The sequence below is a fragment of the Streptomyces coryli genome, from assembly GCF_011044975.1.
GTDB lineage: Bacteria > Actinomycetota > Actinomycetes > Streptomycetales > Streptomycetaceae > Streptomyces > Streptomyces coryli.
This window is the reverse complement of record NZ_JAAKZV010000026.1, coordinates 11,724-35,147: the sequence shown is the minus strand read 5'-3', so window position 1 is coordinate 35,147 and position 23,424 is coordinate 11,724. Positions and strand designations below refer to the sequence as shown.

Sequence of the window (23,424 nt, the reverse complement as noted above, 5' to 3'; positions counted from 1 at the left end):
TCCTCCCCCAGTTGAATCAGGGGGTGCCTCCCATGAAGGACTCCCGATGACCGCCGACCTGACCCTGCTGTCCCGAGTGGCCTACCGCGGGCGGGAGATCACCGCGCCGCGGCTGCGGGGGCTGCTGGCGTTGCTCGCCGGGGAGTTGCGGGGCGGGTGCAGCAGTGGGCGGCTGGTGGAAGGGCTGTGGCAGGGGGAGCTGCCCGCGAATCCGGCCAATGCGCTGCGGATTCTGGTGTCGCGGGCGCGGGCGCAGCTCGGGGCGGATGTGGTGGTGAGCACGCCGACCGGGTATCGGCTGGCGCTGAGTGCGGAGCAGGTCGACAGCTCCCTGGTGCTGCGGTGTGCCGAGGAGAGCGCGCGCCACGGGCGGGCCGGGGATCATGCCGCCGCGCTGGCGAGCGCGGAGGAGGGGCTCGGGTTCTGGGAGGGCGTTCCTGATGCAGACCCCGCGCCCGGCGACCCCGTCGCGGAGCTGCGGGCCGAGCGGGCGCCGGTGTATGCGGCGCTCGTACGGGCGCGGGCGCTCGCGCTCGCGCGGCTGGGGCGGCACGCGGAGGCCGCCGAGCCGCTCAGCGAGGCGGCCGCGGCGCACCCGCGCGACGAGGAGCTGCTCGCCGAGCTGCTGCGCGCCGAGGCCGGCACCGCAGGTCCGGCGGCGGCGCTCGCCCGGTACGACGCGTACCGGCGCGATCTCCGCGACGAGCTCGGCGCCGACCCGGGCCGGGAACTGGCCGCCGTACACCAGGAGTTGCTGCAGGACGAGGCACCCGTCATCCGCTACGGGGTGCCGCACGACCCCAACCCGCTGCTGGGCCGCGCGGACGACCTCGCCGCGGTGGCCCGGCTGCTGCGCTCCTCGCGGGTGACCTCGATCGTCGGGCCCGGCGGCCTCGGCAAGACGCGGCTCGCGTACGCCGTCAGCCGGGAGGCCGAGCAGCGGGTGGTGCACTTCGTGTCGCTGGCGGGCGTCGGCGCGGACGAGGACGTGGCCGGCGAGGTGGCGTCGGCGCTGGGCGGCGGGGAGACGCCGCGCGGTGGCGTCGGCCCGTACGGGAGCGGGGCAGGGGGCGCGCCCGCCGCCATCGCCGCCGCTCTCGGCAACGGACCCGCACTGCTGGTGCTGGACAACTGCGAGCAGGTCGTCGAGGGCGCCTCCGACCTGGTCCGGGTGCTGGTGTCGCTGGCCAAGGGGCTGCGGGTGCTGGTCACCAGCAGGGCGCCGCTGGGGCTGAGTTCGGAGGCGGTGTACCAGCTGCCGGAGCTGAGCCTGGCGACCTCGGTCGAGCTCTTCGAGCAGCGGGCGCGGGCCGCCCGCCCCGGCGTCGAGCTGCCCCCGGACGCGGTGGCGGAGCTGTGCCGGCATCTCGACGGGCTGCCGCTCGCCGTCGAGCTGGCGGCGGCGCGGGTGCGGGTGCTGTCCGTACCGGAGATCTCGCGGCGGCTGCGGGACCGCTTCAAGCTGCTGCGCGGCGGGAACCGCGATGTGCCCGAGCGGCACCGCACCCTGCACGCGGTCGTGGAGTGGAGCTGGAATCTCCTCGAGGAGGACGCGCGGGCGGCGCTGCGGGCGCTGTCCGTCTTCCCCGGCGGCTTCACCGAGGAGGCGGCGGAGGTGCTGCTGGGGGAGGGCGGCGACGCGCTGTTCCTGCTGGAGCAGCTCGTCGACCAGTCGCTGCTGAAGGCGGCCGACGCCGCGGCCGGGGTCCGCTTCCACATGCTGGAGACGGTGCGCGAGTTCAGCGCCGCCCGGCGCGCGGCGGCCGGTGAGGACGAGGCGGTGACCGTGCGGTTCCTCGCCTGGGCGCGGGAGGTGGGGCGGGCCGACCACGATGTGCTGTTCGGCCCGGACCCGCTGCGGCACTGGGCGCGGCTGCGCGCCGAGCAGGACAACCTCGTTCTCGCCCTGCGGCACTCCCTCGCCCGCGAGGACCACGCCACCACGGCGGCGGCCGGCGCGGTGCTCGCCGGCGTCTGGGCCACGGACTCCGCGAGCTTCCACCGGCTCGTAGCACTCGCCGCCGACACCGCGCCGCCGCTGTCGCACTACCGCCCCGCCCCCGCGGACACCGAGCCGCTGCGCAGCCTCTCCGCCCTCTGCACCGCCGCCCTGTTCATGGGGTACGGCCCGCGCCAGCTGCGCCATCTCGCCATCCTGCGGCGGCTGCCGCCCGCGCAGCCCGACACCCTGCTGCGGTCCCTCAGCATCGTGCTGTGCGCCGTACCGGAGCTGCGGCCGCCCGGCTACGAGGCGCTGCGCGAGCTGTGCGCCAGCGACGCGCGGCTGCTGGCGGGCGTCGCCGAGTGCGTGGCCGGCTATCTCTGGGAGTACGAGCACGAGCCCGAGCGCGCCCTGGCCTCCGCCCGCCGCATGCTGACGGTGGTCGACGCCGTACCCAACCCCACCCTGCAGATGCTCAGCCACGCGCGGATCAGCGAGCTGGCGATGCACATCGGGCTGGGGGAGGAGGCGTACCGGCACTTGCTGGCGGCGCTGGAGGTGGCGGAGCAGCAGGGCGACCTGTCGGACCCCATGGGCCTGCGCTGGGGTCTTGCGCTGGCCTGCCTGCAGCGCGGTGAGCTCGACGAGGCCGAGGAGTGGCTGGCGCGGGCGGAGCGCGTCCAGCCGGCCGACTACACCTCGGTCTTCGCCCCCGATCTGCCGCTGCGGGCGGAGATCGCCCTGGCCCGCGGTCTCACCGAGGTCGGGCTCAAGCGGTGGCGGACGGCGGTGCGGCGGCTGCGCGAGCACCAGGCGCCGGAGGCCGTGGACCCGTATGCGGACCCGTGGGCGATGCAGATCAAGGCCGCCGCGGTGGCCGCGCATGCTTGTGCGGGGCGGCTGGATCTGGTCGCCGATCTGGTGGCGGAGCTGCGGCAGCAGCTGCGCGCGCTGCTGCCGGACAGCTCCCGCCCGGTCGGGGAGATCGCGGTGTACGGCACCACGCTGCTGGCGCTCGGCCTGGCCGGGCTCGCGGCGGGCGACACCTCGGCGGTGCGGCTGCTGGCGCTGGCCGAACGGCTGCATGTGCTGCGGGAGTTCCAGCCGACGATGTCCGCCGAGCGGGCCCGGGAGGCGGCGGAGAAGGCCGACGGGGCGGCGTACGCCGACGCGGTGTCGGAGTACGCCGCCCTCGGGCGGGAGGAGCTGCGGGCGGCGGCGCTCGCACTCCTGTAGGCCCTCAGTTGCCCGGGTCCCGGTTGAACAGCGCCTTCGACCAGAAGAAGCCGAGCACGGTCAGCCCCAGGCACCAGGCGGCGGCGAGCCACCCGTTGTGGCCGATCTCGCTGCCCAGCAGCAGGCCGCGCAGGGTCTCGATGGCAGGGGTGAAGGGCTGGTACTCGGCGATCGGCTGGAACCAGCCCGGCATCGAGTCGACCGGCACGAAGGCGCTGGAGATGAACGGCAGCATGATCAGCGGCAGCGCGTTGTTGCTGGCCGCCTCGGCGTTCGGGCTGACCATGCCCATCCCGACTGCGATCCAGGTGAGCGCGAAGGCGACGAGCAGCAGCAGCCCGAAAGCGGCCAGCCACTCCACCGCGTTGGCATCCGTGGCCCGGAACCCGATGGCCACGGCGACGGCGCCCACCAGCACCACGCTGGCGAGGCACTGCAGCACACAGCCGACGACGCGCCCGATCAGCACCGACTGCCGGTGGATCGCCATCGTACGGAACCGGGCGATGATGCCCTCGGTCATGTCCATCGCCACCGACACCGAGGTCCCGACGGTGGTGCCGCCGATGGTCATCAGCAGGATGCCCGGCACCAGATAGGCGATGTAGTCGGAGCGGTCGCCGCCGCCGATGCCGGCGCTCATCGCGTCGCCGAAGATGTAGACGAAGAGCAGGAGGAGGACGATCGGCGTCAGCAGCACGTTGAGGGTCAGCGCCGGATAGCGGCGCACGTGCAGCAGATTGCGCCGCAGCATGGTGTGGGAGTCGCGGACCGCGAGGGCGAGGGAGCTCATCGGACAGCCTCCTTGGGCTGGTTGGGGACGGTGCTGCCGCTGGTGAGGGCGAAGAAGACGTCGTCGAGGTCGGGGGTGTGCACGGTCAGCTCGTCGGCCTCGATGTCCGCCGAGTCCAGCCAGTCGAGGATGGAGCGCAGCTCGCGCTGGCTGCCGTCGCTGGGGATCTGCAGGGTGAGGGACTCGTCGTCCCGGGTGATGTCGCGGAGTGCGCCGGCGGCGCTCTGATACGCGTCGGGGTCCTGGAAGCGGAGGCGGACGTGGCCGCCGGGGATGAGCCGCTTCAGCTCGTCGGCGGTGCCTTCGGCCGCGATCTTCCCGTCGTTCAGCACGGCGATACGGTCCGCGAGCTCGTCGGCCTCCTCCAGGTACTGGGTGGTGAGGAAGACGGTCACGCCGTCGGACACCAACTCGCGGATGATCCCCCACATGTTGTGCCGCGACCGCGGGTCAAGACCCGTCGTCGGCTCGTCGAGGAAGATGATCCGCGGATTGCCGACCAGGGTCATGGCGATGTCCAGCCGGCGCTTCATGCCGCCCGAGTACGACTGCGCGGGCTTCTTCGCCGCCTCCACCAGGTCGAAGCGTTCCAGCAGCTCGGCGGCGGTGCGCCGGCCCTCGGCCTTGGAGAGGTGGTGCAGGTCGGCCATCAGGAGCATGTTCTCCTCGCCGGTGATCAGCCCGTCGACGGCGGAGAACTGGCCGGTGACACCGATCGCGGCCCGTACCGCCTGCGGATCGGCGGCGAGGTCGTGTCCGGCGATGCGGATGTCACCGGCGTCGCCCGTGATGAGGGTGGAGAGGATCTTCACGGCGGTGGTTTTGCCGGCGCCGTTCGGCCCGAGGAGGGAGTAGACCGTGCCCGTCGGCACGTGGATGTCGATGCCGTCGAGGACCAGCTTGTCCCCGTAGGCCTTGCGCAGCCCGGTGGCCGCGATGGCGGGTGTGCGGTTCGGATTCGTCATGCCCCGGAGTCTGCGAGGCGCGCCGCTCAGCGGCCTTTCAACGGCATTTCAGCCCGTGTCAGCAGGTGTCAGCCCTCGAAGCGATAGCCCATCCCCGGCTCCGTGACGAGGTGCCGGGGGTGGGACGGGTCCGGCTCCAGCTTGCGGCGCAGCTGCGCCATGTAGACCCGGAGGTAGTTGGTCCGGTGGTCGCGGGTGGCGCCCCAGACCTCCTGCAGCAGATGCTTCTGGGAGACCAGGCGGCCCGCGTTGCAGACCAGGATCTCCAGCAGGTGCCATTCGGTCGGGGTCAGGTGGACGTCCCGGCCCTTTCGCTTGATCTTCTTGGCCGAGAGGTCGACGGTGAACTCGGCCGTCCTGACCACTGCCGGCGCCCCGGACGGCGCCGGGTGCTGCGTCCGCCGCACCGCCGCCCGCAGCCGGGCGTAGAACTCGTCCATGCTGAACGGCTTGGTGAGGTAGTCGTCCGCGCCCGCGTCCAGGGCCGCGACCTTCTCCTCGGGCGCCCGGCGGGCGGAGAGCACCAGGATCGGCACCCCGGTCCAGCCCCGCAGCCCGCGGATCACGGCCTGCCCGTCCATGTCGGGCAGGCCGAGATCGACCACGATGACGTCCGGCTGCCGGGCGGCGGCGAGGCGGAGGGCGGTGGCGCCGTCCGGTGCGGCGTCCACGCCGTAGTTCCGCGCCTGCAGATTCAGCACGAGGGTCCGTACGAGGTGGGCGTCGTCCTCGACCACCAGCACCCGGGTCATCGTCACCCCTTCGCGGCGAGTTCCTTGAGATCGATGTTGAGCTCGAGGACGTTCACCCGCGGCTCGCCCATGAAGCCGAGGATGCGGCCGTCGGTGTGCTCGTGGACGAGCTTCTCGACCTCGCCCACCGGGAGGTGGTTCTTCGCGGCCACCCGGTGGACCTGCAGCTCCGCGTACTCGGGGGAGATGTGCGGGTCGAGGCCTGAGCCGGAGGAGGTGACCGCGTCGGCGGGGACGTCGGACGGCTTGACCTGGTGGCCGGGCGTCGAATTGTCCTTGATCACCGCGGCCTTGGCGTCCTTCACCGACTTGATCAGCTCCTTGTTGTCGCCCGACAGGTTGGTCGCGCCGGAGAGGATCAGCTGGTACTGGGTGTTGACGCTGTTCTCGCCGAGGCCGTTGGACGGGCGCGGCTGGAACCACTGGAGGCCCTTGTAGGTCTGGCCGATCAGCTTCGAGCCGACGACCTTGCCCTCGTGGTCCTTGATCTCGGAGCCGTTGGCCTTGTCGTTGAACGCGGCCTGGGCGACGCCGGTGACGGCCAGCGGGTAGATCACGCCGGTCAGCACGGTGAGGACCAGCAAGGCGCGGAGTCCGGCCCAGAGCAGGCGGGTGGTGTTCGCTACGGAGTTGTTCATGGGGATCAGCCGATTCCGGGGATCAGAGAGAGAAGCAGGTCGATGATCTTGATGCCGATGAACGGGGCGATCAGCCCGCCCAGTCCGTAGATCCCGAGATTCCGGCGGAGCATCCGGTCCGCGCTCAGCGGCCGGTACTGCACGCCCTTCAGGGCGAGCGGCACCAGCGCGATGATGATCAGCGCGTTGAAGATGACCGCGGAGAGGATCGCGGACTCGGGGGAGGCCAGCTGCATGATGTTGAGCTTGTCCAGGCCCGGGTAGGCGACCGCGAACATCGCCGGGATGATCGCGAAGTACTTCGCCACGTCGTTGGCGATGGAGAAGGTCGTCAGCGCGCCCCGGGTGATCAGCAGCTGCTTGCCGATCTCGACGATCTCGATCAGCTTCGTCGGGTTGGAGTCCAGGTCCACCATGTTCCCGGCCTCCTTGGCGGCCGAGGTGCCGGTGTTCATGGCCACGCCGACGTCCGCCTGGGCCAGCGCGGGGGCGTCGTTGGTGCCGTCGCCGGTCATCGCGACCAGCTTGCCGCCGGCCTGCTCGCGCTTGATCAGCGCCATCTTGTCCTCGGGGGTGGCCTCGGCGAGGAAGTCGTCCACGCCCGCCTCCTCCGCGATCGCCTTGGCGGTCAGCGGGTTGTCGCCGGTGATCATGACGGTCTTGATGCCCATGCGGCGCAGCTCGTCGAACCGCTCGCGCATGCCGTCCTTGACGACGTCCTTGAGGTGGATGACGCCCAGCACGCGGGCGCCCTTGCCGTCCTTGACCGCGACGAGGAGCGGCGTGCCGCCCTCTTCCGAGATCCGGTTGGAGAGGGAATCGGCCTCGTCGGTGACGGTGCCGCCCTCCTCGCGCACCCAGGCCAGGATCGAACCGGTGGCGCCCTTACGGACCTTGCGCCCCTCGACGTCCACACCCGACATCCGGGTCTGGGCGGTGAAGGGCACCCAGCCGGCGTGCTCCAGCTCGCCCTGGTGGCGCTCGCGCAGCCCGTACTTCTCCTTGGCCAGGACCACGATCGAGCGGCCCTCGGGCGTCTCGTCGGCGAGCGACGACAGCTGGGCGGCGTCGGCGAGTTCGGCCGCGGTGGTGCCCGTGACCGGTACGAACTCGGCGGCCTGGCGGTTGCCGAGGGTGATGGTGCCGGTCTTGTCCAGCAGCAGCGTCGATACGTCCCCGGCGGCCTCGACGGCGCGCCCCGACATCGCCAGCACGTTGCGCTGGACGAGGCGGTCCATGCCCGCGATGCCGATCGCGGAGAGCAGCGCGCCGATGGTGGTCGGGATGAGGCAGACCAGCAGGGCGGTGAGGACGATCAGCGAGGTCTGGTGGTCGGCCCCCGCGTAGATCGCGAACGGCTTCAGGGTGACGACCGCCAGCAGGAAGACGATGGTGAGCGAGGCGAGCAGGATGTTCAGCGCGATCTCGTTCGGGGTCTTCTGCCGGGCGGCGCCCTCGACCAGGTTGATCATGCGGTCGATGAAGGTCTCGCCGGGCTTCGTCGTGATCTTGATGACGATGCGGTCGGACAGCACCTTCGTACCGCCGGTGACGGCCGAACGGTCGCCGCCGGACTCGCGGATGACCGGCGCGGACTCGCCGGTGATCGCCGACTCGTCCACGGACGCGACGCCCTCGACGACATCGCCGTCGCCCGGGATGATGTCGCCCGCCTCGCAGACCACCAGGTCGCCGATGGCGAGCCCGGTGCCGGGCACCTGCTCCTCGCGGCCGTTCACGAGGCGCCGCGCGACCGTGTCGGTCTTCGCCTTGCGCAGGGTGTCCGCCTGCGCCTTGCCGCGGCCCTCGGCGACCGCCTCCGCCAGGTTGGCGAAGACCACGGTCAGCCACAGCCAGGCGGCGATGACCCAGCCGAACCAGTCGCCCGCGTCCTTGACCGCCAGCACGGTGGTGACCACCGAGCCGACCAGCACCACGAACATCACGGGGGACTTGACCATCACCCGCGGGTCGAGCTTCCGGAAGGCGTCGGGGAAGGACTTCAGCAGCTGCTTCGGGTCGAAGAGGCCGGCGCCGACGCGGCCGGGCTGGTGGCCGGTGGGCACGTCCTGATGCGGTGCGCGTGCCTCGCGGCGGGTCGGTTCCTGGAGTTCTGTGGTCATGAGGCGAGCCCTTCGGCAAGCGGGCCGAGCGCAAGAGCGGGGAAGTACGTCAGTCCGGTGATGATCATGATTGCTCCGACGAGCAGCCCCGTGAACAGCGGCTTCTCGGTCCGGAGGGTGCCGGCGGTGGCCGGGACCGGCTGCTGCCCGGCGAGCGAGCCGGCCAGCGCCAGGACGAACACCATCGGCAGGAAGCGGCCCAGCAGCATGGCGATGCCGATGGTGCTGTTGAACCACTGGGTATCGGCGTTCAGGCCGGCGAAGGCGGAGCCGTTGTTGTTGGCGCCCGAGGTGTACGCGTAGAGGATCTCGGAGAAGCCGTGCGCCCCGCTGTTGGTCATGGAGTTCGCCGGAGTGTCCAGCGCCATGGCCGCGGCGGTGAAGCCGAGCACCAGCGTCGGGGTGACGAGGATGTAGCAGGCCGCGAGCTTGATCTCGCGGGTGCCGATCTTCTTCCCCAGGTATTCGGGCGTACGGCCGACCATCAGGCCCGCGATGAAGACCGCGATGATGGCCATGATCAGCATGCCGTACAGGCCGGAGCCAACGCCGCCGGGCGCGATCTCGCCGAGCATCATGCCCAGCAAGTTCAGCCCGCCGCCGAAGGCGGTGTTGGAGGAATGGAAGGAGTTCACCGCGCCGGTCGAGGTGAGCGTCGTGGAGATCGAGAAGATCGCCGAGGCGCCGATCCCGAAGCGGGTCTCCTTGCCCTCCATGGCCCCGCCGGCCATGTCGTACGCCGGGCCGCCGTGGTGGAACTCGGTCCACATCATCAGGGCGATGAAGCCCAGCCAGATGGTGGCCATCGTGGCGAGGATCGCGTAGCCCTGCCGGACGCTGCCGACCATGCGGCCGAAGGTCCTGGTCAGCGCGAACGGAATGAGCAGGATCAGGAAGATCTCGAAGAGGTTCGAGAAGCCGTTGGGGTTCTCGAAGGGGTGGGCGGAGTTGGCGTTGAAGTAGCCGCCGCCGTTGGTGCCCAGCTCCTTGATGACCTCCTGGGAGGCGACGGCGCCGCCGTTCCACTGCTGACTGCCGCCCGCGAACTGGCCGACCTCGTGGATGCCGGCGAAGTTCTGGATGGCACCGCAGGCGACCAGGACGATCGCGCCGACGACGGCGATCGGGACCAGGATGCGGACGACGCCGCGCACCAGGTCGGACCAGAAGTTGCCGAGCTCGCCGGTACGGGACCGGGCGAAGCCGCGCACCAGCGCGACCGCGACCGCGATGCCGACGGCCGCCGAGACGAAGTTCTGCACCGCCAGGCCGCCGGTCTGCACGACGTGGCCCATGGCCTGCTCGCCGTAGTAGGACTGCCAGTTGGTGTTGGAGACGAAGGACGCGGCGGTGTTGAACGCCTGGTCCGGGTCGATCGAGGCGAACCCGAGCGAGCCGGGCAGGCTGCCCTGCAGCCGCTGCAGCCCGTACAGAAAGAGCACGCTGATCAGCGAGAAGCCGAGGACGCCGCGCAGGTAGGCGGGCCAGCGCATCTCGGTGTCGGGGTTGGCGCCGATGGCCTTGTATATCCACTTCTCGACCCGCAGGTGCTCGGTCGAGGAGTAGACCCTGGCCATGTAGTCGCCGAGGGGGCGGTACGCCAGGGCCAGCGCGCCGATGAGCGCCAGCAGCTGGAGCACGCCGGCGAGGACGGGACTCATATCGCTGACCTAGAACCTCTCCGGATAGACGAGGGCGAGGACGAGGTAACCAAGGAGGGCGACGGCCACGATCAGGCCGACAATGTTCTCGGCGGTCACAGCTTCGCCACCCCCTTTGCGACAAGGGCCACCAGCGCGAAGATCGCGATCGTGACGACGACGAAGGCCACGTCGGCCATCGCATGCTCCCTGGGTGGGTCGGGTTGGTCTGACGAGTCGAGGAAACCGCGCTTCTGGCTGGAAGTGATCGCCGTTGACAGCTCCCTTACGGCCGACCGACCGGCTTTGACGGATCCCTAACGCGGGGCGCTGAGAAAAGCCGCGACGAGTGACATAGGGCACACAACTGCCGTGCCTGTCAGGGCGGCGTCATGGGACCGCCCGAGGGGCGTCAATACCGGCGCGGATGTCTTGCGGGGGCCTGCGGGCGGCCGTTCCATGGGTGATCCATCCCGGACCCATCCACCCATCCACCCATGGAAAGCGAACATGCCCACACCCGAGTCCTCGTCTCTCGCCGGCCGCCACGTCCTGGTCACCGGCGCCACCTCCGGCATCGGCCACGAGACCGCGCGGCTGCTCGCCGAGCGCGGCGCCACCGTGCTGCTGCACGGCCGCACCCCGCAGGAGGCGCGGGCCGCCGCCGACCGCCTCGTCGCCGTCACCGGTATCGACGGCGCCCGGCTGTGCCCCTTCGCCGCCGACTTCGCGCGGCTCGAGGAGGTCGAGGCGATGGCGGCGCGGGTCGCCGCCGCGCATCCGCGGCTCGACGTCCTGGTCAACAACGCCGGCATGGCGGCCCCCGAGCGCCACACCGTCACCGCGGACGGCAACGAGGTCGCCTTCCAGGTCAACTTCCTCGCCCACTACCTGCTGACGAATCTGCTGGAGCCGGCCCTCACCACCGACCCGGGCGGCCGCGTCGTCAATGTCTCCTCCTCGCTGCACCGCACCGCGTCCATCCAGTGGTCCGACCCCAACCGGGCCCGGCGCTACTCCCGGCTGGCCGCGTACGCCCAGTCGCAGCTCGCGCTGACGGTGTTCGCCGCCGACCCGCGGGTCACCGCCGTCTCCGTGCACCCGGGGATCTGCGAGACCGGGCTGCTCCCGCTGTACGGCCTCAAGGGCGTCACCCCGGCCGAGGGCGCGGCCCACGTCGTCCGCCTCTGCGACCCGGCGACCGAGATCGTCAACGGCGCGTACTACGACCGCGGCGAGCGCGTCGACCCGGCGCCGGCGGCGGCCGAGGAGCGCACGGTCAGGCGGCTCAACAAGCTCGCCGGCCTGCTGGTCGGCGCCAACGCCGCCTGAATCCCGTACCTTTCCGACCCGGAGGGACTGGGCACCCGATGCCGGGGCGGGCCCGAGTGGCCCGCCCCGGCCCGTAGCCGAGGTGCATCGCGGAGGAGACCGATGATCGAAATCGCTCCGGACCGGATCCCGGCGCTCGCCCGGCGGCTGCCGCCGGCCGCGCCGGGCGTCGGCGTGCTGGCCGAGCATGTGGCGGCCGGCGGCGCGGGCCAGTGGTGGGCCGACGACGCCGAGGAGCCGCGGGCCATGGCCGTGGCGTGCGCCGGCCATCTGCTGCTGCGCGGCGACCCGGCCGCGCTCGACCCGGCCGGACTGGCGCCCTTCGCCGGTCACCACGTGCACGCGCCGGCCCGCTTCCTGCCGCTGCTCGGCAGCGCCTTCGACCGGGTGGTGCCGAGCGAGCGGATGACGTATCTCCACCAGGTCGCGGAGCCGCAGGCCCGCTCGCCGCGCGGCATCACCGTGCGCCGGCTGACCGCCGCCGACGCGGACGCCGTCGCCGCGCTGGGCCCTGACGCGGGCTGGGTGAGCGAGAGCTGGGGCGGCCCGGCCGGCCTCGCCGGCTCCGGGTTCGCCCACGCCGCCGTGCGCAAGGGCGCGGTCCTCGCCGTCGCCTGCACCTACTTCCGCGGCAGCGCGTACGAGGACGTCGCCTGCTACACCGCACCCGCCGACCGCCGCCGCGGCCTGGCCAAGGCCTGCGTCACCGCCCTCTGCCGGGACATCGCAGGGCGCGGCGCCACCGCGACCTGGACCTGCGGCCGCGACAACCGGCCCAGCCGCCTGCTCGCCTGGTACACCGGCTTCCGGCTGCACGACGAATACGACCACTACGCGACCGGGCGTGCGCGAGGCCTGTCCGGCGACGTGCCCCGCCCGGTGCAAAGTGGTCGGACCGCGACCCCGGACGGGAGCGTCATGCTTGAATTTCCCGCGTGACGGCACGTGCTACGGGACTGTGGTTCACCCCGCTCGGCGAGTCCAGGTGGCGGGTGACCCGGCCCTGGCCGGCCGGGTTGCGGGGATACGTGCACAGTTACGCCGGCTACTGGGAGCGGGGGCGCCCGGTGCCGTATCAGGTGCGGGTGGTGCCCAACGGGCGGGTCGCCGTGGTGATCAATCTGGGGCAGCCGTTCGCCCGGGTGCGCCGGCCGGGGGAGGCGGGGGCGACGGCCGTCGGATCGCTGGTCGCGGGCCTGGAGGACGGGCCGCGGGTGCTGGCCCATCCCGGCGGCCAGGAGGCGATCCGGGTGGAGCTGACGCCGGTGGGCGCGTACCGGCTGTTCGCGCTGCCGCTGCGGGAGTTGACCAACCGGGTCGTGGAACTGGACGAGATCTTCGGGCGCGACACCCGCTTCCTGGTGGAGCGCCTGGCCACCACCCCCGACTGGGCGGCCCGCTTCGACCTGCTCGACGCCGCGCTGCTGGCCCGGCTCGCCGACGGCCCCGAGGCCGCGCCCGAGGTGCACCACGCCTGGCGGCTGCTGGCCGGAGCGGGCGGTGCGCTGCCCGTCACCCGGCTCGCGGACGAGGTCGGCTGGAGCCAGGGCCATCTGGTGCGCCGCTTCACCCAGCAGATCGGCCTGGCGCCGAAGACGGCGGCGCGGGTGCTGCGCTTCCACCGCGCGGTGGGGCTGCTGACCCGTGAGGGGGCGGAACCAGGTGCGGTGGCGGCGGCCTGCGGGTTCTACGACCAGGCCCATCTGAACCGCGATTTCCGGGCGTTGGGCGAGACCACCCCGGGGCAGGTGGCGGCCGCCCGCTGGGCCGAGGGGGCGCAGGCACGCCAGGCGCGATAGGTACTTTGCCGACAGGTCAATTTTTTCCAAGACCGGGGCACCGGCCCGCCGATAGCGTCCTCGGCACGGGGCGGTCCCGGGCGCCGTGCTCTCCGCCGGCGCCCGGGCCCGGAAGCGCAGGGGCGCGCCCCGCGGCCCGTAAGAGAGCCGTCTCAAGCCCGTCAGCGGACCGTCAATCAGCTGGGCACGGCGCCGTCCCGTCATTAGCTTCCCGGCCATGAGCTCTCGCCTTCAGGCAACCACCGCGGCGTGCGGCAGGACCGGCCTCTCGATATGCGCGGCACTGGCGAGCGGCGCCGCCTTCAGCGGCCTTCTGCTGCTGCTCGACCTCGACCGGGGCTCGGCGAGCGGCCCCCGGGCGGTGTGCTGGCTGGCCCTGGGGGCGCTGGTGTTCGCCGTGCTGTTCCCGGACCTGGCGCGGTGCGGCGCGGGTTGGCTGACCGTACGCGGCCTGCTCCGCACCCGGTCCGTACGCACCGACCAACTGATCCTGGTCCGCCGCGGGCGCGGGCCCACCCCGCTGCTGGTGCTGCGCGACAGCGACGGCCGCACCCTCGACGCCGACGTGACGATGCTTGTCGACTTCCCCCTGGTGTGGCAGCACGTGGAGAGCGGCATCCGCCACTCGCTCAGGACCGGCACGCTGCGGCCAGGACGCTGCGACGACGCCGCCGTGCGGGAGATCGCCGCCGCCATCGACGCGGGTCTCGGCTCGGCGATCCTCAGCCGGGCCGTCAGCGAGCCGTGAAGATTCCGGTCGCTGGCGTCAGGACCGCGCCAAGGCATCTGGCCTGCCGCCCTTGCCGGTTGAACGCTGCAGACATGCATTCATCAGTGACCGACGAGCCGGCCCCCGCCCTGGCCGAGGAGCCTCCGGATACCGGCCCTCGCGACCAGCAGCGGCACCGGCTCACCTCCCTGCAGGGCCTCGCCGCCCTCTCCCTCGACGCGATGGCGTCGATCGCGTACGGCCCCGAGGCCATCGTCCTCGTCCTCGCCGCCGCGGGCGCCCACGGACTCGGCTTCACCCTCCCGGTGACGCTCGCCATCGCCGGCCTGCTGGCGGTGCTGGTGGCCTCGTACCGGCAGGTCATCGCCGCTTTCCCGGGCGGCGGCGGCTCGTACGGCGTCGCCAGGGCGCATCTCGGCCGGCGCACCTCCCTGGTGGCCGCCGCCTCGCTGATCCTCGATTACGTCCTCAACGTCGCCGTCTCCGTCACCGCCGGCGTCGCCGCGCTGACCTCCGCCTTCCCCGCCCTCTACGGGGACCGGGTCTGGCTGTGCCTGGGCGTGCTGGTGCTCGTCACCGCGGTGAACCTGCGCGGGATCGTGGACAGCGCGAAGGCGTTCCTGCTGCCGACGGCGGTCTTCGTCGGCTCGATCCTGACGCTGATCACCGTGGGCCTCTTCCGCGACGGCCCCGTATCCGAGGCCTCCGCCGCCGGACACGCCTCCGCGCTGGGCGACGACGCCACCACGGTCGGCGCGCTGCTGCTGCTGAAAGCATTCGCCTCCGGCTGCTCGGCGCTTACCGGCGTCGAAGCGGTCGCCAACGCCGTGCCGTCCTTCCGCTCCCCGGCGCCGAAGCGCGCCCAGCGCACCGAGGTCGCCCTGGGAGCGCTGCTCGGCGTCATGCTGATCGGCCTGTCGGTGCTGATCGGCCGCTTCCACCTGCAGCCGGTCGAGGGCGTGACCGTCCTGGCCCAGCTCGCGGACGCCTCCCTCGGCCATAACTGGGGCTTCTACGTGGTGCAGTTCGCCACCGTCGTGCTGCTGGCGCTGGCGGCGAACACCTCCTTCGGCGGCCTCCCGGTCCTGATGAGCCTGCTCGCCCGCGACAACTACCTCCCGCACGCCTTCGCCCTGAAGGCCGACCGCCAGGTCCACCGCCACGGCGTGCTCGCCCTCGCGGCCGTCTCGGCGGCGCTGCTGCTCTTCTCCGGCGGCGACGTGAACACCCTCGTCCCGCTCTTCGCGATCGGCGTCTTCGTCGGCTTCACCATCTGCCAGGTCGGGATGGTGGTGCACTGGCGCGCCGAGCGCGGCCCGCGATGGCGCGCGAAGGCGGCGCTCAACGGCTTCGGCGCGCTGCTGACCGGCGTCTCGGCGGTGGTCGTGACGGCGACCAAATTCACCGCCGGCGCCTGGCTGATCGTGCTCGCCCTGCCGCTGCTGGTCCTCGCCTTCGGCCGGGTCCACGCCGCGTACGACCGGATCGGCAGGGGCCTCGGCCTCGGCCGCATCCCCGACTGCCCGCACCGCGACCGCTCCCTGGTCCTGGTCCCGGTCGCCGGCCTCTCCCGCCTGACCAGCGAGGCGCTGACGGCGGCCGGCTCGCTCGGCGACGAGGTGCTGGCGGTGACGGTCACCCACGACGAGGAGCCCGACCGCCTCGCCGCCCAGGCGCTGCGCCGCGACTGGGAGCTCTGGTCCCCGGGCGTCGACCTCGTCGAACTCCCCTCCGCCACCCGGGCGGTGGGCCGTCCGATCGCGGCCTACGCCCGCCACCTGTCGGCGGGCGACCCGGCGCTGCGGGTCACGGTCCTGATCCCGGAGGTCGAGCCGCCGCACGTCTGGCAGCGCCTCCTGCACAACCAGCGCGGCTCGGTCGTCGCCCACGCGGTCCGCAAGAGCAGCGACGCGGTGGTGTGCCGGCTGCGCTTCCGGCTGCCGCCGGAATAGGGATTTTCTGTCATGCCCATGGGGTACGGCCATGGGCATGACTCCCCCCTCACCGGAGAAGTCCGCCGCCGCCACGGACCGCAGCGCGCCGCCGGGGACGGCGGCGGAGCCGCGATTCGGCTGGTACCGCGAACTGTCCCCCGACGGCCGGCGCGCCTTCTTCGGCGCGTACGGGGGCTACGGCCTGGACTCGTACGACTTCTACGTCCTGCCGCTCGGCCTGGCGGCGATCGGCAGCTACTTCGCGCTCGACAACGGCCACACCGGGCTGCTGGCGACGACGACCCTCGTCGTCTCCGCGCTGGGCGGCGCGCTGGCCGGCGTCTTCGCCGACCGGGTCGGCCGGGTCAAGGCGCTGATGTGGACGATCGGCATCTACGCGGTCTTCACCGTCGCCTGCGGCTTCGCGCCCAACTTCGAGACGCTGCTGGTCTTCCGTGCGCTGCAGGGCCTCGGCTTCGGCGGCGAGTGGGCGGTCGGCGCGGTCCTGGTGGCCGAGTACGCCTCGAGCGGGCAGCGCGGGCGCACGCTGGGCTGGATCCAGTCGGCCTGGGCGGTGGGCTGGGGCCTCGCCGTCCTGGCGTACACCATCGTCTTCCACCTGGCAGGCGACGACCTGGCCTGGCGGGTGCTGTTCTTCACCGGCGCGCTGCCCGCGCTGCTCGTGCTCTACCTGCGCCGCAGCGTCAAGGACGCGCCGGCCGCGACCGCCCGGCTGCGGGACAGGCGCCAGACACTCCCGTTCGTCACGATCTTCCGGGGCGGGCTGCTGCGCACGACCCTGCTGGCCGCCCTGCTCTCCACCGGCGTCCAGGGCGGCTACTACACCCTGGCCACCTGGATCCCCAAGTACCTCAGCGACGAACGCGGGTTGGCGGTCACCGGCGTCGGCGGCTTCCTGGTGGTCCAGATCGTCGGCGCCTTCACCGGCTACGTGACCGGCGCCCACCTCGCCGACCGCCTCGGCCGCCGCACGACCATCCAGACCTTCGCCGTGCTCTCGGCGGCCTGCGTGCTCGCCTACTCCCAGGTCCCCGCCGACTGGGACGAGGTCTCGCTGCTCCTCGGCTTCCCGCTCGGCTTCTGCATGTCCGCGATCTTCTCCAGCTTCGGTTCCTTCCTCGCCGAGCTCTACCCGACCGAGGTCCGCGGCACCGGCCAGGGCTTCACGTACAACACCGGCCGCGGCGTCGGCGCGGTCTTCCCGACCCTCGTCGGCTTCCTCTCCGACAGCTGGGGCGTCGGCGGCGCGCTGGTCTTCGCGGCGGCGGGCTACGCGCTGGCGTACGTGACGCTGCTGGGGCTGCCGGAGACCCGGGGGACCGAGCTGCACTAGTGCGGCAAAAGGGGTACTATGCGGCAATTTCGATTGCCGTCGAGCGTCAGCGGCTACAGCCCAGTCATGCGTACCAGAACACTGATCACCGGCCTCGCCGCCCTGCTGCTCGCGGCGGCGTCCGCGCCCGCGGTCGCGGACGAGCGGATCGAGTGCCGCCCGATCGGCAATTGCGAGGCCCGTACCGCGGCCGTGCTGACCAATCCGAACATCAATGTGACCCCCGACGACCGGGGTGACCGCTACGTCTACGTCTGCGCCAAGGGCAAGGCCGCGGACTGCAACAAGACGCTGCGGAACATGAACACCCAGCTCAGCTTCACCGACAAGCGGAAGGTGTTCCACTGCTGGCCGGCCACCGTCTGCCGCGGCCGGTATGTCGCCGCCGCCACCAACCGGCACTTCGACCTGAGCGTCGTCGGGCACACGGTCGAAGGCCGGGAGCGGGACGCGATCCGTTTCCGCTGCAAGCCGGACCGGACCGACTCCTGCAACCGCACGCTCGGCGCGATGCGCTGGCTGGCGAAGAAGGAGTTCACCGAGCCGGAGTGAGCCGGCCGGGTCCGCCCACGCGTCCGCCCCGGCACCGCAGTTGCGGTGTCCGGGGCGGACGCGTGAAGGCTGTCCTACTTGTAGGAGCCGGTGACGCCCACCGGGCTCTCGTTGAGGTCGGCGGTGTCCGACGGGTTCACGGAGTCCGTCACGTCCACGGCGTCGGTCACGACCGGGTTGACCGTGAGGACGTCGACCAGGTCGCTGGAGCCCTGCGCCAGGTTGTTCACCGAGTCGGTGACGTTCAGCGAGTTGTTCAGGATCGAAGCGTCGCGGAGGACGTCGATGTCGTGCGCCGTCGCGAAGTTGTCGTGGTCGTCGGCGGAAGCGGCGGCAGCGCCGCCCAGGACGGAAAAGCCGGCGACGGCGAGAACAGCGGCGGTGCGTGCCAGGGGCTTGCGCATGTGCTTAATCCCTTTCTGGGGATCGGTGAAGTCGTTCCTACTGTCAACGATCTCCTTTATGCGGGGGTTGCTGAGCCGTAGGTGTGGCGCATTTCGCGCATGCCGGATAATGGGCGTCGGATAAGGGATTTCTGTCCGTAGTCCGTAGGGCTTTGTCCGGAAAACGCAACGCCTTGAGATTCCTGTCCCGGTGTCGTGTCGAAAAGCTGGTACAGGCGCGGACTTCCCTAACGTTGCTGGTGGGACCGGCGAGCGGTCAACGCCACGGCGGTCCCTCTCCCTGATTGCGGTCCCGTTGAGTTTCGCCGGAACGGACGCGGCTGGATCGCAAGCAATAGCCCCCCTGCGACGCGCAGGGGGGCTATTGTTCTGCTGTTTCCGGGCTATTTTTTCAGCAGGCCACGCGATGCGGTTCTTCCACCGCGAGCGTCTGCGAAGGGCTCTCGCCGAATCGGTCCTTGTATACGGCCGCGAACCTGCCCATATGCGTAAATCCCCAGTGCTGCGCGATCTCGCTCACGCTCTGCTCCCACGGATTTCCCGCGACCAGATCCTCGTGTACCCGGTCCAGCCGGACCTGGCGGAGATACGACTGCGGGGTCATGCCCACGTAATGCCGGAAGGACTCCTGCAGCCGGCGGGCGCTCACCCGGGAGATGTCCGCGAGCTCGGTCGTGGTGAGCGGGCGGGACGGGTCCGCGTGGATGGCGTCGAGCGCGCGCTTGACCGTGGCCGGGCGCAGCGGTGCGGTGGGCCGGAGCAGCTCCTCGCCGTAGCGGTGCCCTGCGGCCATCAGCAGGCCGGTGAGCAGCAGGTCCTCGGTGGTCTTCCCCATCACCTTGTGCGGGATCAGGCTCTCCGGGTGGGCGAGCTCCTGCACCAGCAGCGTGGCCAGCCGTGACCAGCTGCCGCCCGGTCCTGCGCCGGTGTCCAGGGTGCGCTCCAGCTCCAGCGGCTGGGTGAGCGGGCGGCTGAGGAGGGACTCCAGGTGACGGCGGAACGTATCGCCGGAGATCTGGAAGACCAGGATCAGCGACGCGGCCGCCGGGGTCCGGAGCGTGAACTCCTCGCCGGGGTTGAACGTCGCCGCCTGCCGCTCGTCGGCGACACCTTCCTCGCCCCCGTCGCGGCACCACGTCACCGAGCCGGACAGCGCCGCGCTGACCCGGTAGTGGTCGTCGCCGGCGAACGCGATGCCGACCGGCGACGAGAAGGCCAGACAGCCCACGGTCATCCGGCCCAGCCGCATGATGTCGAAGCCGGCCGTGAAGTCCTCGGCTCCCGCGGGGAGTTCGAACCGGCTGACGCCGAACGCGTCGACGGCGATGGCCTTGGCCTCGTCCCGGTCGGCGGTACGCACCGACAGGCGCGAGATCGGTGTCTGTAAGTCCCCGTTCACCTGGCCCCCATGGCTTCTCGGCAGGTGACGCGCCGTGCGCCACAGTGCACTTGTCACATCGGAGGCGGCTGTTCACCTACGGTGTACAAGTGCTCTCAGAGTAGCTACTTGTTACACATTCAACAAAAGCACGATATCCGGCACACGCGATGGATGTCCGGATGGCGCGGGTACGTCCGCGCGTCCGTCGCAGCCCTGTCGAGCCTCCAGAGTCGCCTGTCCCGCCCACGACTTGGGCGCCGCGACACGGAGCGCGGCAACTTCGTAGCGCAAACCGGACATAGGTCGCCGGGGACCGGATACCGGCTACTGCCCGAGCGGCCCCCCGTGCTCGTCCGCGAAGGCGCGGCGGCAGAGGCCGTGGCAGAAGCCGTAGGTCACGCCGTCGTGGACCAGGGTGATCGCGGCGTCGTCCAGCTCCACGCGCATGCCGCAGATCGGGTCGATCACCGTGTCCGGCGGGAGGTCTGGCGCAGGGCGGGCGGCGGTGGCGTCGCGGTACGGGCGGCTCATGAGCTCCATCAGTTCCATCGTGCTCATCGCCTTGCCCTGGAGTCCGATGCCCCCCTCGGTGATGCCGTCGACGAGCACGGTCGCGTGCGGTTCGCGGCGTACCCGCTCCGGATCCCGGCCGGCCGTCCACTCCGTCTCGGCCAGCGCCTCGGTGATCTTCTCGATGGCGTAGCCGCTCAGCTCCTTGCGCCACGATGCCGGCGCGGTGACCCGTACCAGATAGCGCGGCGGATCGGCGGGGTCGGCCGGCGGCCGGCCGCCGAGCACCCAGGCGGCCGGCTCGTGGATGAGAACCTGGGTGAGGGCGCGCTGGGCGTCGAGGATCTCGGGGGCGTGGGACTCGTCCTCGACCAGGAGGACGTCGACGATGCGGCGGCCCAGCGCTTCCCGCTCGCGGCCGCTCAAGACGCCTTGCGGCGCGAAGACTTCGATCAGCAGCATGCTGCGGCTCCTGCCTGTCGGGTGCATCTGCCAGCATGCCCCCGAGGGGTATGTCCGGCATCGATCCGGAGGAGGAGCTCGGCGGTACGCCCGCGGGAGTACCGGGATTACGCCGCGCCGTTGAACATGTCGATCAGGCCCCAGGGCGCGTTGTCGCCGAAGAGCAGCTCGTGCAGCTCGGCGCCGTCGGTGGCGGCGGCCTCGCTGCGGGGGAACATGGCCTGCTCGTAGGCGGTGAGGGCGGCCTCGATGTCGTCCGGGTGCGCGGCGAGCGCGGTGCCGAGTTCGGCGCCGTCGAGCATGGCCAGGTTGGCGCCCTCGCCGTTCGGGATCGAGAGGTGGGCGGCGTCGCCGAGCAGGGTCACGCCCGGTACCCGGTCCCAGTGGTGCCCGGTGGGCAGGGCGTTGAGGGTGCGCAACACCGGCCCGGCGTCGGCGTCGGTGATCAGCGCGGTGAGCTCCGGCGCCCAGCCTTCGAACTCCGCGGCGACCCGCGCGGCGGCCGCGGCGGCGTCGGTGAAGTCGATGGCCGCGAACCACTCCTGCGGCCTGGACAGCGCCACATACGTGTGGAGCGTGCCGCCGCTCTCCCGGTGCGCCTGGATGCCCTTCCCGGGCGCGAGGGCGAAGAGCGACCCGCCGCCGACCGCCTTCGCGGCCGCCGGGTGCCGGGCGTCGCCGTCGTGCAGCCAGGTCTCGACGAAGGACGTGCCGGTGTAGGCGGGGGTGGCGTCGGAGAGCAGCGGGCGGACCCGGGACCAGGCGCCGTCCGCGCCGACCAGCAGGTCGGTGACCTCGGTGGTGCCGTCGGCGAAGATCACCTCGTGCCGCCCGCCGCCATGGGCACGGACACTGCTGACCTTGCGTCCCCACTGGACCCTGCCGGCCGGGAGCGAGTCGAGCAGCAGCTGCCGCAGCTCCCCGCGCTGCACCTCCGGGCGGCCGCGCTCGCTGTCGTCCTCGTGCTGGACGGTGCCGTCAGCGGCGAGGACCCGGGTCGCCTCGCGGCCCTCCAGGACGAGGCCGCGGAACTCGTCCATCAGGCCCGCCGCCCGGAGCGCCGGCTGGCCGTTCTCCTCGTGTATGTCGAGCATCCCGCCCTGGGCGCGGGCGGCGGGCGAGGCCTCCGCCTCGTAGACCGTGGCGGGGATGCCATTGAGGTGCAGGACGCGGGCGAGGGTGAGGCCGCCGAGGCCGGCGCCAATGATCGTGACGTGGGTGTTCATGGTGTGCTCCTGGATGTCTGGAATGTCGTTCCAGTGATTCAGGTTGGAACACCGTTCCAGAAATGTCAAAATGGTGGCGTGACAGCAAGGACGCGCAAGGCGCAGCGGCGTACGGACGCGCTCTCCCGGGAGCGGATCATCGAGGCTGCCGTCGAGCTGCTCGACGCGGCGGGTGAGGGCGGGCTGACGTTCCGGGCGCTGACCGAGCGGCTGGCCACCGGGCCGGGGGCGATCTACTGGCATGTGGCGAACAAGGGCGAGCTGCTCGACGCCGCGACCGACGACGTCGTCGCCGCCGCGCTGGCGCGCGAGCCCGCCGGGCGGCCGGCCTCACCGCAGGAGGGGGTCCGGGCGGTCGCGCTCGGCCTGTTCGGCGCGATCGAGCGGCACCCGTGGCTGGCCGCGCAGCTCGCCGGGCAGCTCTCCCGCGGGCCCGAGCGGCCGGTGCCGCCGCGGATCCTGGAGCGCTTCGGGCAGCAGGTGCGTGAGCTGGGGGTGCCGGAGAGCGGCTGGTTCGTGGCGGCCTCGGCGCTGATGCATTACGTCCTGGGCGCCGCCGGGCAGCACGCCGCGAACGTCGCGTACGCCCGCACGCTCGGGCCCGACGCGGACCGCGCCGAGGTGCTCGGCGCGGTGGCGGCGGCGTGGCAGGGGCTGGATCCCGCGGACTACCCGTTCACCCGGGCCGTCGCGGACCAGGTGCGCGACCACGACGACCGGGAGCAGTTCCTGGCCGGGGTCGACCTCATCCTGGCGGGTATCACGGCGTGATCCCGGCCGGGCTCACGGCGTAGCGAAGGTCCAGCGCTGCCCCGGCTGCTGGAGCTGCAGCGGCGTCAGGCCGTCGGCGTCGGGAGGGCCGGTGCCGAGGGCCGTCTCACCGTTGGCGACGGAGAGCGTGTAGGCGTCCCCGTCGGGGGTGAGCCGCCACTTCTGGACGTCGCTGTCCGCGCAGGGCAGCTGCTGTACGGGGGCGTCGGGGGTGGCCGGGTCGGACTGCAGGCACTTGCCGGAGTGCTCGACCTTGATCTGCACCATGCCGTTCCCCACGTCGATGAGGGTCAGGCGCTGATTCGGGGTGCCGGCGCGGTTGAACGCGATCACCGGCGCCCCGTCGTCCACCGAGGCGCCGCGTACGTCGGCCGCGGCGCCGGTGTCCGCGTTGACCAGCAGATACGGGCCGCCGAGCACCGGCGAGGGGCCGGTCGGCGAGGCGGAGGGCGACGGGCTGTCGGGGGAGGGGCTCGCGTCCTCGGAGCTGCTGCTCGTCGGCTTCGCGTCGGCCGGCGCCGGGTCGGAGTCGCCGGCGGTCATGATCGCCCCGATGCCGAGCCCCGCCATCGCGCAGGCGGCGATCGCGGCGACGGCGACCCAGGCCCGTACCGGAACGCGGCGCTCTGGGGCGCGGGGCCGCGGCGGGGGCGGTGGCTCGGCGGCGATGGGCGGCATCACCGCCGTGGACTCCTGCGGCGGGGTCTCGTGCGGCGGCGGCACCGGCGGGATGACCTGCGTCGCGTCCTCCTCGCCGGGCGGCGGCGGGGTGCTCTCGCTCTCGGGCGGCTGGGGATCGGTCACGGGGGCTCCGGGGTACGCAGGTGGTCGTCCCGCAAGCTACCGCACCGACCCCGGGGGTCCGCATCCCCGTAGGGTG

Annotated in this window: 21 protein-coding genes; 9 read left to right on the top strand and 12 right to left on the bottom strand. The window is 72.1% G+C overall.

Annotated elements, in window-relative coordinates; genetic code table 11:
• The first annotated feature begins 46 nt into the window (after positions 1 to 46).
• Positions 47 to 3,178, top strand: coding sequence for an ATP-binding protein (locus G5C51_RS09095; protein ID WP_165234653.1), 3,132 nt, complete (start codon positions 47 to 49; stop codon positions 3,176 to 3,178).
• A gap of 4 nt (positions 3,179 to 3,182) precedes the next feature.
• On the opposite strand, the gene G5C51_RS09090 is transcribed toward G5C51_RS09095, so the two are convergent.
• From G5C51_RS09090 to kdpF, 7 genes are all read right to left on the bottom strand, one after another.
• Positions 3,183 to 3,971 carry an ABC transporter permease gene (locus G5C51_RS09090; protein WP_165234650.1) on the bottom strand — a complete coding sequence of 263 codons (789 nt, stop codon included), beginning with the start codon at positions 3,969 to 3,971 and terminating at the stop codon, positions 3,183 to 3,185.
• A complete protein-coding gene (locus tag G5C51_RS09085; RefSeq protein WP_165234647.1) occupies positions 3,968 to 4,936 on the bottom strand; it encodes an ATP-binding cassette domain-containing protein in 969 nt (322 codons plus the stop codon). Before G5C51_RS09085 ends, G5C51_RS09090 begins: the two co-directional genes overlap by 4 nt.
• A 68-nt stretch (positions 4,937 to 5,004) precedes the next feature.
• On the bottom strand, positions 5,005 to 5,688 hold the full coding sequence (locus G5C51_RS09080; RefSeq protein WP_165234644.1) for a response regulator: 684 nt from the start codon (positions 5,686 to 5,688) through the stop codon (positions 5,005 to 5,007).
• Positions 5,689 to 5,690: 2 nt separating this feature from the next.
• Complete coding sequence (locus G5C51_RS09075) at positions 5,691 to 6,326, bottom strand: potassium-transporting ATPase subunit C (protein ID WP_165234641.1); 636 nt, start codon at positions 6,324 to 6,326, stop codon at positions 5,691 to 5,693.
• Between the two features lie 5 nt (positions 6,327 to 6,331).
• Complete coding sequence (gene kdpB / locus G5C51_RS09070) at positions 6,332 to 8,449, bottom strand: potassium-transporting ATPase subunit KdpB (RefSeq protein ID WP_165234638.1); 2,118 nt, start codon at positions 8,447 to 8,449, stop codon at positions 6,332 to 6,334.
• Positions 8,446 to 10,110, bottom strand: coding sequence for a potassium-transporting ATPase subunit KdpA (gene kdpA / locus G5C51_RS09065; RefSeq protein WP_165234635.1), 1,665 nt, complete (start codon positions 10,108 to 10,110; stop codon positions 8,446 to 8,448). The genes kdpB and kdpA overlap by 4 nt, the downstream gene beginning before the upstream one ends.
• 9 nt (positions 10,111 to 10,119) lie before the next feature.
• Positions 10,120 to 10,209 carry a K(+)-transporting ATPase subunit F gene (kdpF, locus tag G5C51_RS09060; protein WP_063801986.1) on the bottom strand — a complete coding sequence of 30 codons (90 nt, stop codon included), beginning with the start codon at positions 10,207 to 10,209 and terminating at the stop codon, positions 10,120 to 10,122.
• Positions 10,210 to 10,599: 390 nt separating this feature from the next.
• Here kdpF and G5C51_RS09055 point away from each other — a divergent pair, with 390 nt between their 5' ends.
• From G5C51_RS09055 to G5C51_RS09025, 7 genes are all read left to right on the top strand, one after another.
• Complete coding sequence (locus G5C51_RS09055) at positions 10,600 to 11,421, top strand: SDR family NAD(P)-dependent oxidoreductase (RefSeq protein ID WP_165234632.1); 822 nt, start codon at positions 10,600 to 10,602, stop codon at positions 11,419 to 11,421.
• A 102-nt stretch (positions 11,422 to 11,523) separates the two neighbouring features.
• On the top strand, positions 11,524 to 12,360 hold the full coding sequence (locus G5C51_RS09050) for a GNAT family N-acetyltransferase (protein WP_165234629.1): 837 nt from the start codon (positions 11,524 to 11,526) through the stop codon (positions 12,358 to 12,360).
• On the top strand, positions 12,357 to 13,220 hold the full coding sequence (locus G5C51_RS09045; RefSeq protein ID WP_338118068.1) for an AraC family transcriptional regulator: 864 nt from the start codon (positions 12,357 to 12,359) through the stop codon (positions 13,218 to 13,220). Before G5C51_RS09050 ends, G5C51_RS09045 begins: the two co-directional genes overlap by 4 nt.
• A gap of 217 nt (positions 13,221 to 13,437) precedes the next feature.
• A complete protein-coding gene (locus G5C51_RS09040) occupies positions 13,438 to 13,968 on the top strand; it encodes a hypothetical protein (RefSeq protein ID WP_165234626.1) in 531 nt (176 codons plus the stop codon).
• 74 nt (positions 13,969 to 14,042) lie between these two features.
• Positions 14,043 to 15,902 carry an APC family permease gene (locus tag G5C51_RS09035; RefSeq protein WP_165234623.1) on the top strand — a complete coding sequence of 620 codons (1,860 nt, stop codon included), beginning with the start codon at positions 14,043 to 14,045 and terminating at the stop codon, positions 15,900 to 15,902.
• 31 nt (positions 15,903 to 15,933) lie between these two features.
• Positions 15,934 to 17,238 carry an MFS transporter gene (locus G5C51_RS09030; protein ID WP_165234620.1) on the top strand — a complete coding sequence of 435 codons (1,305 nt, stop codon included), beginning with the start codon at positions 15,934 to 15,936 and terminating at the stop codon, positions 17,236 to 17,238.
• A gap of 66 nt (positions 17,239 to 17,304) precedes the next feature.
• Positions 17,305 to 17,790, top strand: coding sequence for a hypothetical protein (locus G5C51_RS09025; RefSeq protein WP_165234618.1), 486 nt, complete (start codon positions 17,305 to 17,307; stop codon positions 17,788 to 17,790).
• Positions 17,791 to 17,864: 74 nt separating this feature from the next.
• On the opposite strand, the gene G5C51_RS09020 is transcribed toward G5C51_RS09025, so the two are convergent.
• The 4 genes from G5C51_RS09020 to G5C51_RS09005 form a co-directional block, all read right to left on the bottom strand.
• Positions 17,865 to 18,194 carry a hypothetical protein gene (locus G5C51_RS09020; RefSeq protein ID WP_165234615.1) on the bottom strand — a complete coding sequence of 110 codons (330 nt, stop codon included), beginning with the start codon at positions 18,192 to 18,194 and terminating at the stop codon, positions 17,865 to 17,867.
• 391 nt (positions 18,195 to 18,585) lie between these two features.
• Entirely contained in the window at positions 18,586 to 19,593 is a 1,008-nt protein-coding gene (locus G5C51_RS09015; RefSeq protein WP_165234613.1) for an AraC-like ligand-binding domain-containing protein, read from the bottom strand.
• A gap of 306 nt (positions 19,594 to 19,899) precedes the next feature.
• Positions 19,900 to 20,547, bottom strand: a complete 648-nt coding sequence (locus G5C51_RS09010; RefSeq protein ID WP_165234611.1) for a hypothetical protein — start codon at positions 20,545 to 20,547, stop codon at positions 19,900 to 19,902.
• Positions 20,548 to 20,654: 107 nt separating this feature from the next.
• Positions 20,655 to 21,773, bottom strand: coding sequence for an FAD-dependent oxidoreductase (locus tag G5C51_RS09005; RefSeq protein WP_165234609.1), 1,119 nt, complete (start codon positions 21,771 to 21,773; stop codon positions 20,655 to 20,657).
• Positions 21,774 to 21,851: 78 nt separating this feature from the next.
• On the opposite strand from G5C51_RS09005, the gene G5C51_RS09000 reads away from it, so the two are divergent.
• The gene (locus tag G5C51_RS09000) at positions 21,852 to 22,544 is read left to right on the top strand and encodes a TetR family transcriptional regulator (protein WP_165234607.1); all 693 of its coding nucleotides are present in this window, start codon (positions 21,852 to 21,854) and stop codon (positions 22,542 to 22,544) included.
• 12 nt (positions 22,545 to 22,556) lie between these two features.
• Here the strand turns inward: G5C51_RS09000 and G5C51_RS08995 are convergent, their stop codons facing one another.
• On the bottom strand, positions 22,557 to 23,348 hold the full coding sequence (locus G5C51_RS08995) for an RICIN domain-containing protein (RefSeq protein WP_165234605.1): 792 nt from the start codon (positions 23,346 to 23,348) through the stop codon (positions 22,557 to 22,559).
• Between the last annotated feature and the right edge of the window lie 76 nt (positions 23,349 to 23,424).

What these genes read in the sequence shown, in the direction of transcription:
- G5C51_RS09005 (WP_165234609.1), bottom strand. Translation starts at nt 21,773, where the DNA reads ATGAACACCCACGTCACGATCATTGGCGCCGGCCTCGGCGGCCTCACC.
- G5C51_RS09075 (WP_165234641.1), bottom strand. Translation starts at nt 6,326, where the DNA reads ATGAACAACTCCGTAGCGAACACCACCCGCCTGCTCTGGGCCGGACTC.
- G5C51_RS09095 (WP_165234653.1), top strand. Translation starts at nt 47, where the DNA reads ATGACCGCCGACCTGACCCTGCTGTCCCGAGTGGCCTACCGCGGGCGG.
- G5C51_RS09040 (WP_165234626.1), top strand. Translation starts at nt 13,438, where the DNA reads ATGAGCTCTCGCCTTCAGGCAACCACCGCGGCGTGCGGCAGGACCGGC.
- kdpB (WP_165234638.1), bottom strand. Translation starts at nt 8,449, where the DNA reads ATGACCACAGAACTCCAGGAACCGACCCGCCGCGAGGCACGCGCACCG.
- G5C51_RS09035 (WP_165234623.1), top strand. Translation starts at nt 14,043, where the DNA reads ATGCATTCATCAGTGACCGACGAGCCGGCCCCCGCCCTGGCCGAGGAG.
- kdpA (WP_165234635.1), bottom strand. Translation starts at nt 10,110, where the DNA reads ATGAGTCCCGTCCTCGCCGGCGTGCTCCAGCTGCTGGCGCTCATCGGC.
- G5C51_RS09050 (WP_165234629.1), top strand. Translation starts at nt 11,524, where the DNA reads ATGATCGAAATCGCTCCGGACCGGATCCCGGCGCTCGCCCGGCGGCTG.
- G5C51_RS09090 (WP_165234650.1), bottom strand. Translation starts at nt 3,971, where the DNA reads ATGAGCTCCCTCGCCCTCGCGGTCCGCGACTCCCACACCATGCTGCGG.
- G5C51_RS09055 (WP_165234632.1), top strand. Translation starts at nt 10,600, where the DNA reads ATGCCCACACCCGAGTCCTCGTCTCTCGCCGGCCGCCACGTCCTGGTC.
- G5C51_RS09010 (WP_165234611.1), bottom strand. Translation starts at nt 20,547, where the DNA reads ATGCTGCTGATCGAAGTCTTCGCGCCGCAAGGCGTCTTGAGCGGCCGC.
- G5C51_RS09020 (WP_165234615.1), bottom strand. Translation starts at nt 18,194, where the DNA reads ATGCGCAAGCCCCTGGCACGCACCGCCGCTGTTCTCGCCGTCGCCGGC.
- G5C51_RS09085 (WP_165234647.1), bottom strand. Translation starts at nt 4,936, where the DNA reads ATGACGAATCCGAACCGCACACCCGCCATCGCGGCCACCGGGCTGCGC.
- G5C51_RS09030 (WP_165234620.1), top strand. Translation starts at nt 15,934, where the DNA reads ATGGGCATGACTCCCCCCTCACCGGAGAAGTCCGCCGCCGCCACGGAC.
- G5C51_RS09080 (WP_165234644.1), bottom strand. Translation starts at nt 5,688, where the DNA reads ATGACCCGGGTGCTGGTGGTCGAGGACGACGCCCACCTCGTACGGACC.
- G5C51_RS09025 (WP_165234618.1), top strand. Translation starts at nt 17,305, where the DNA reads ATGCGTACCAGAACACTGATCACCGGCCTCGCCGCCCTGCTGCTCGCG.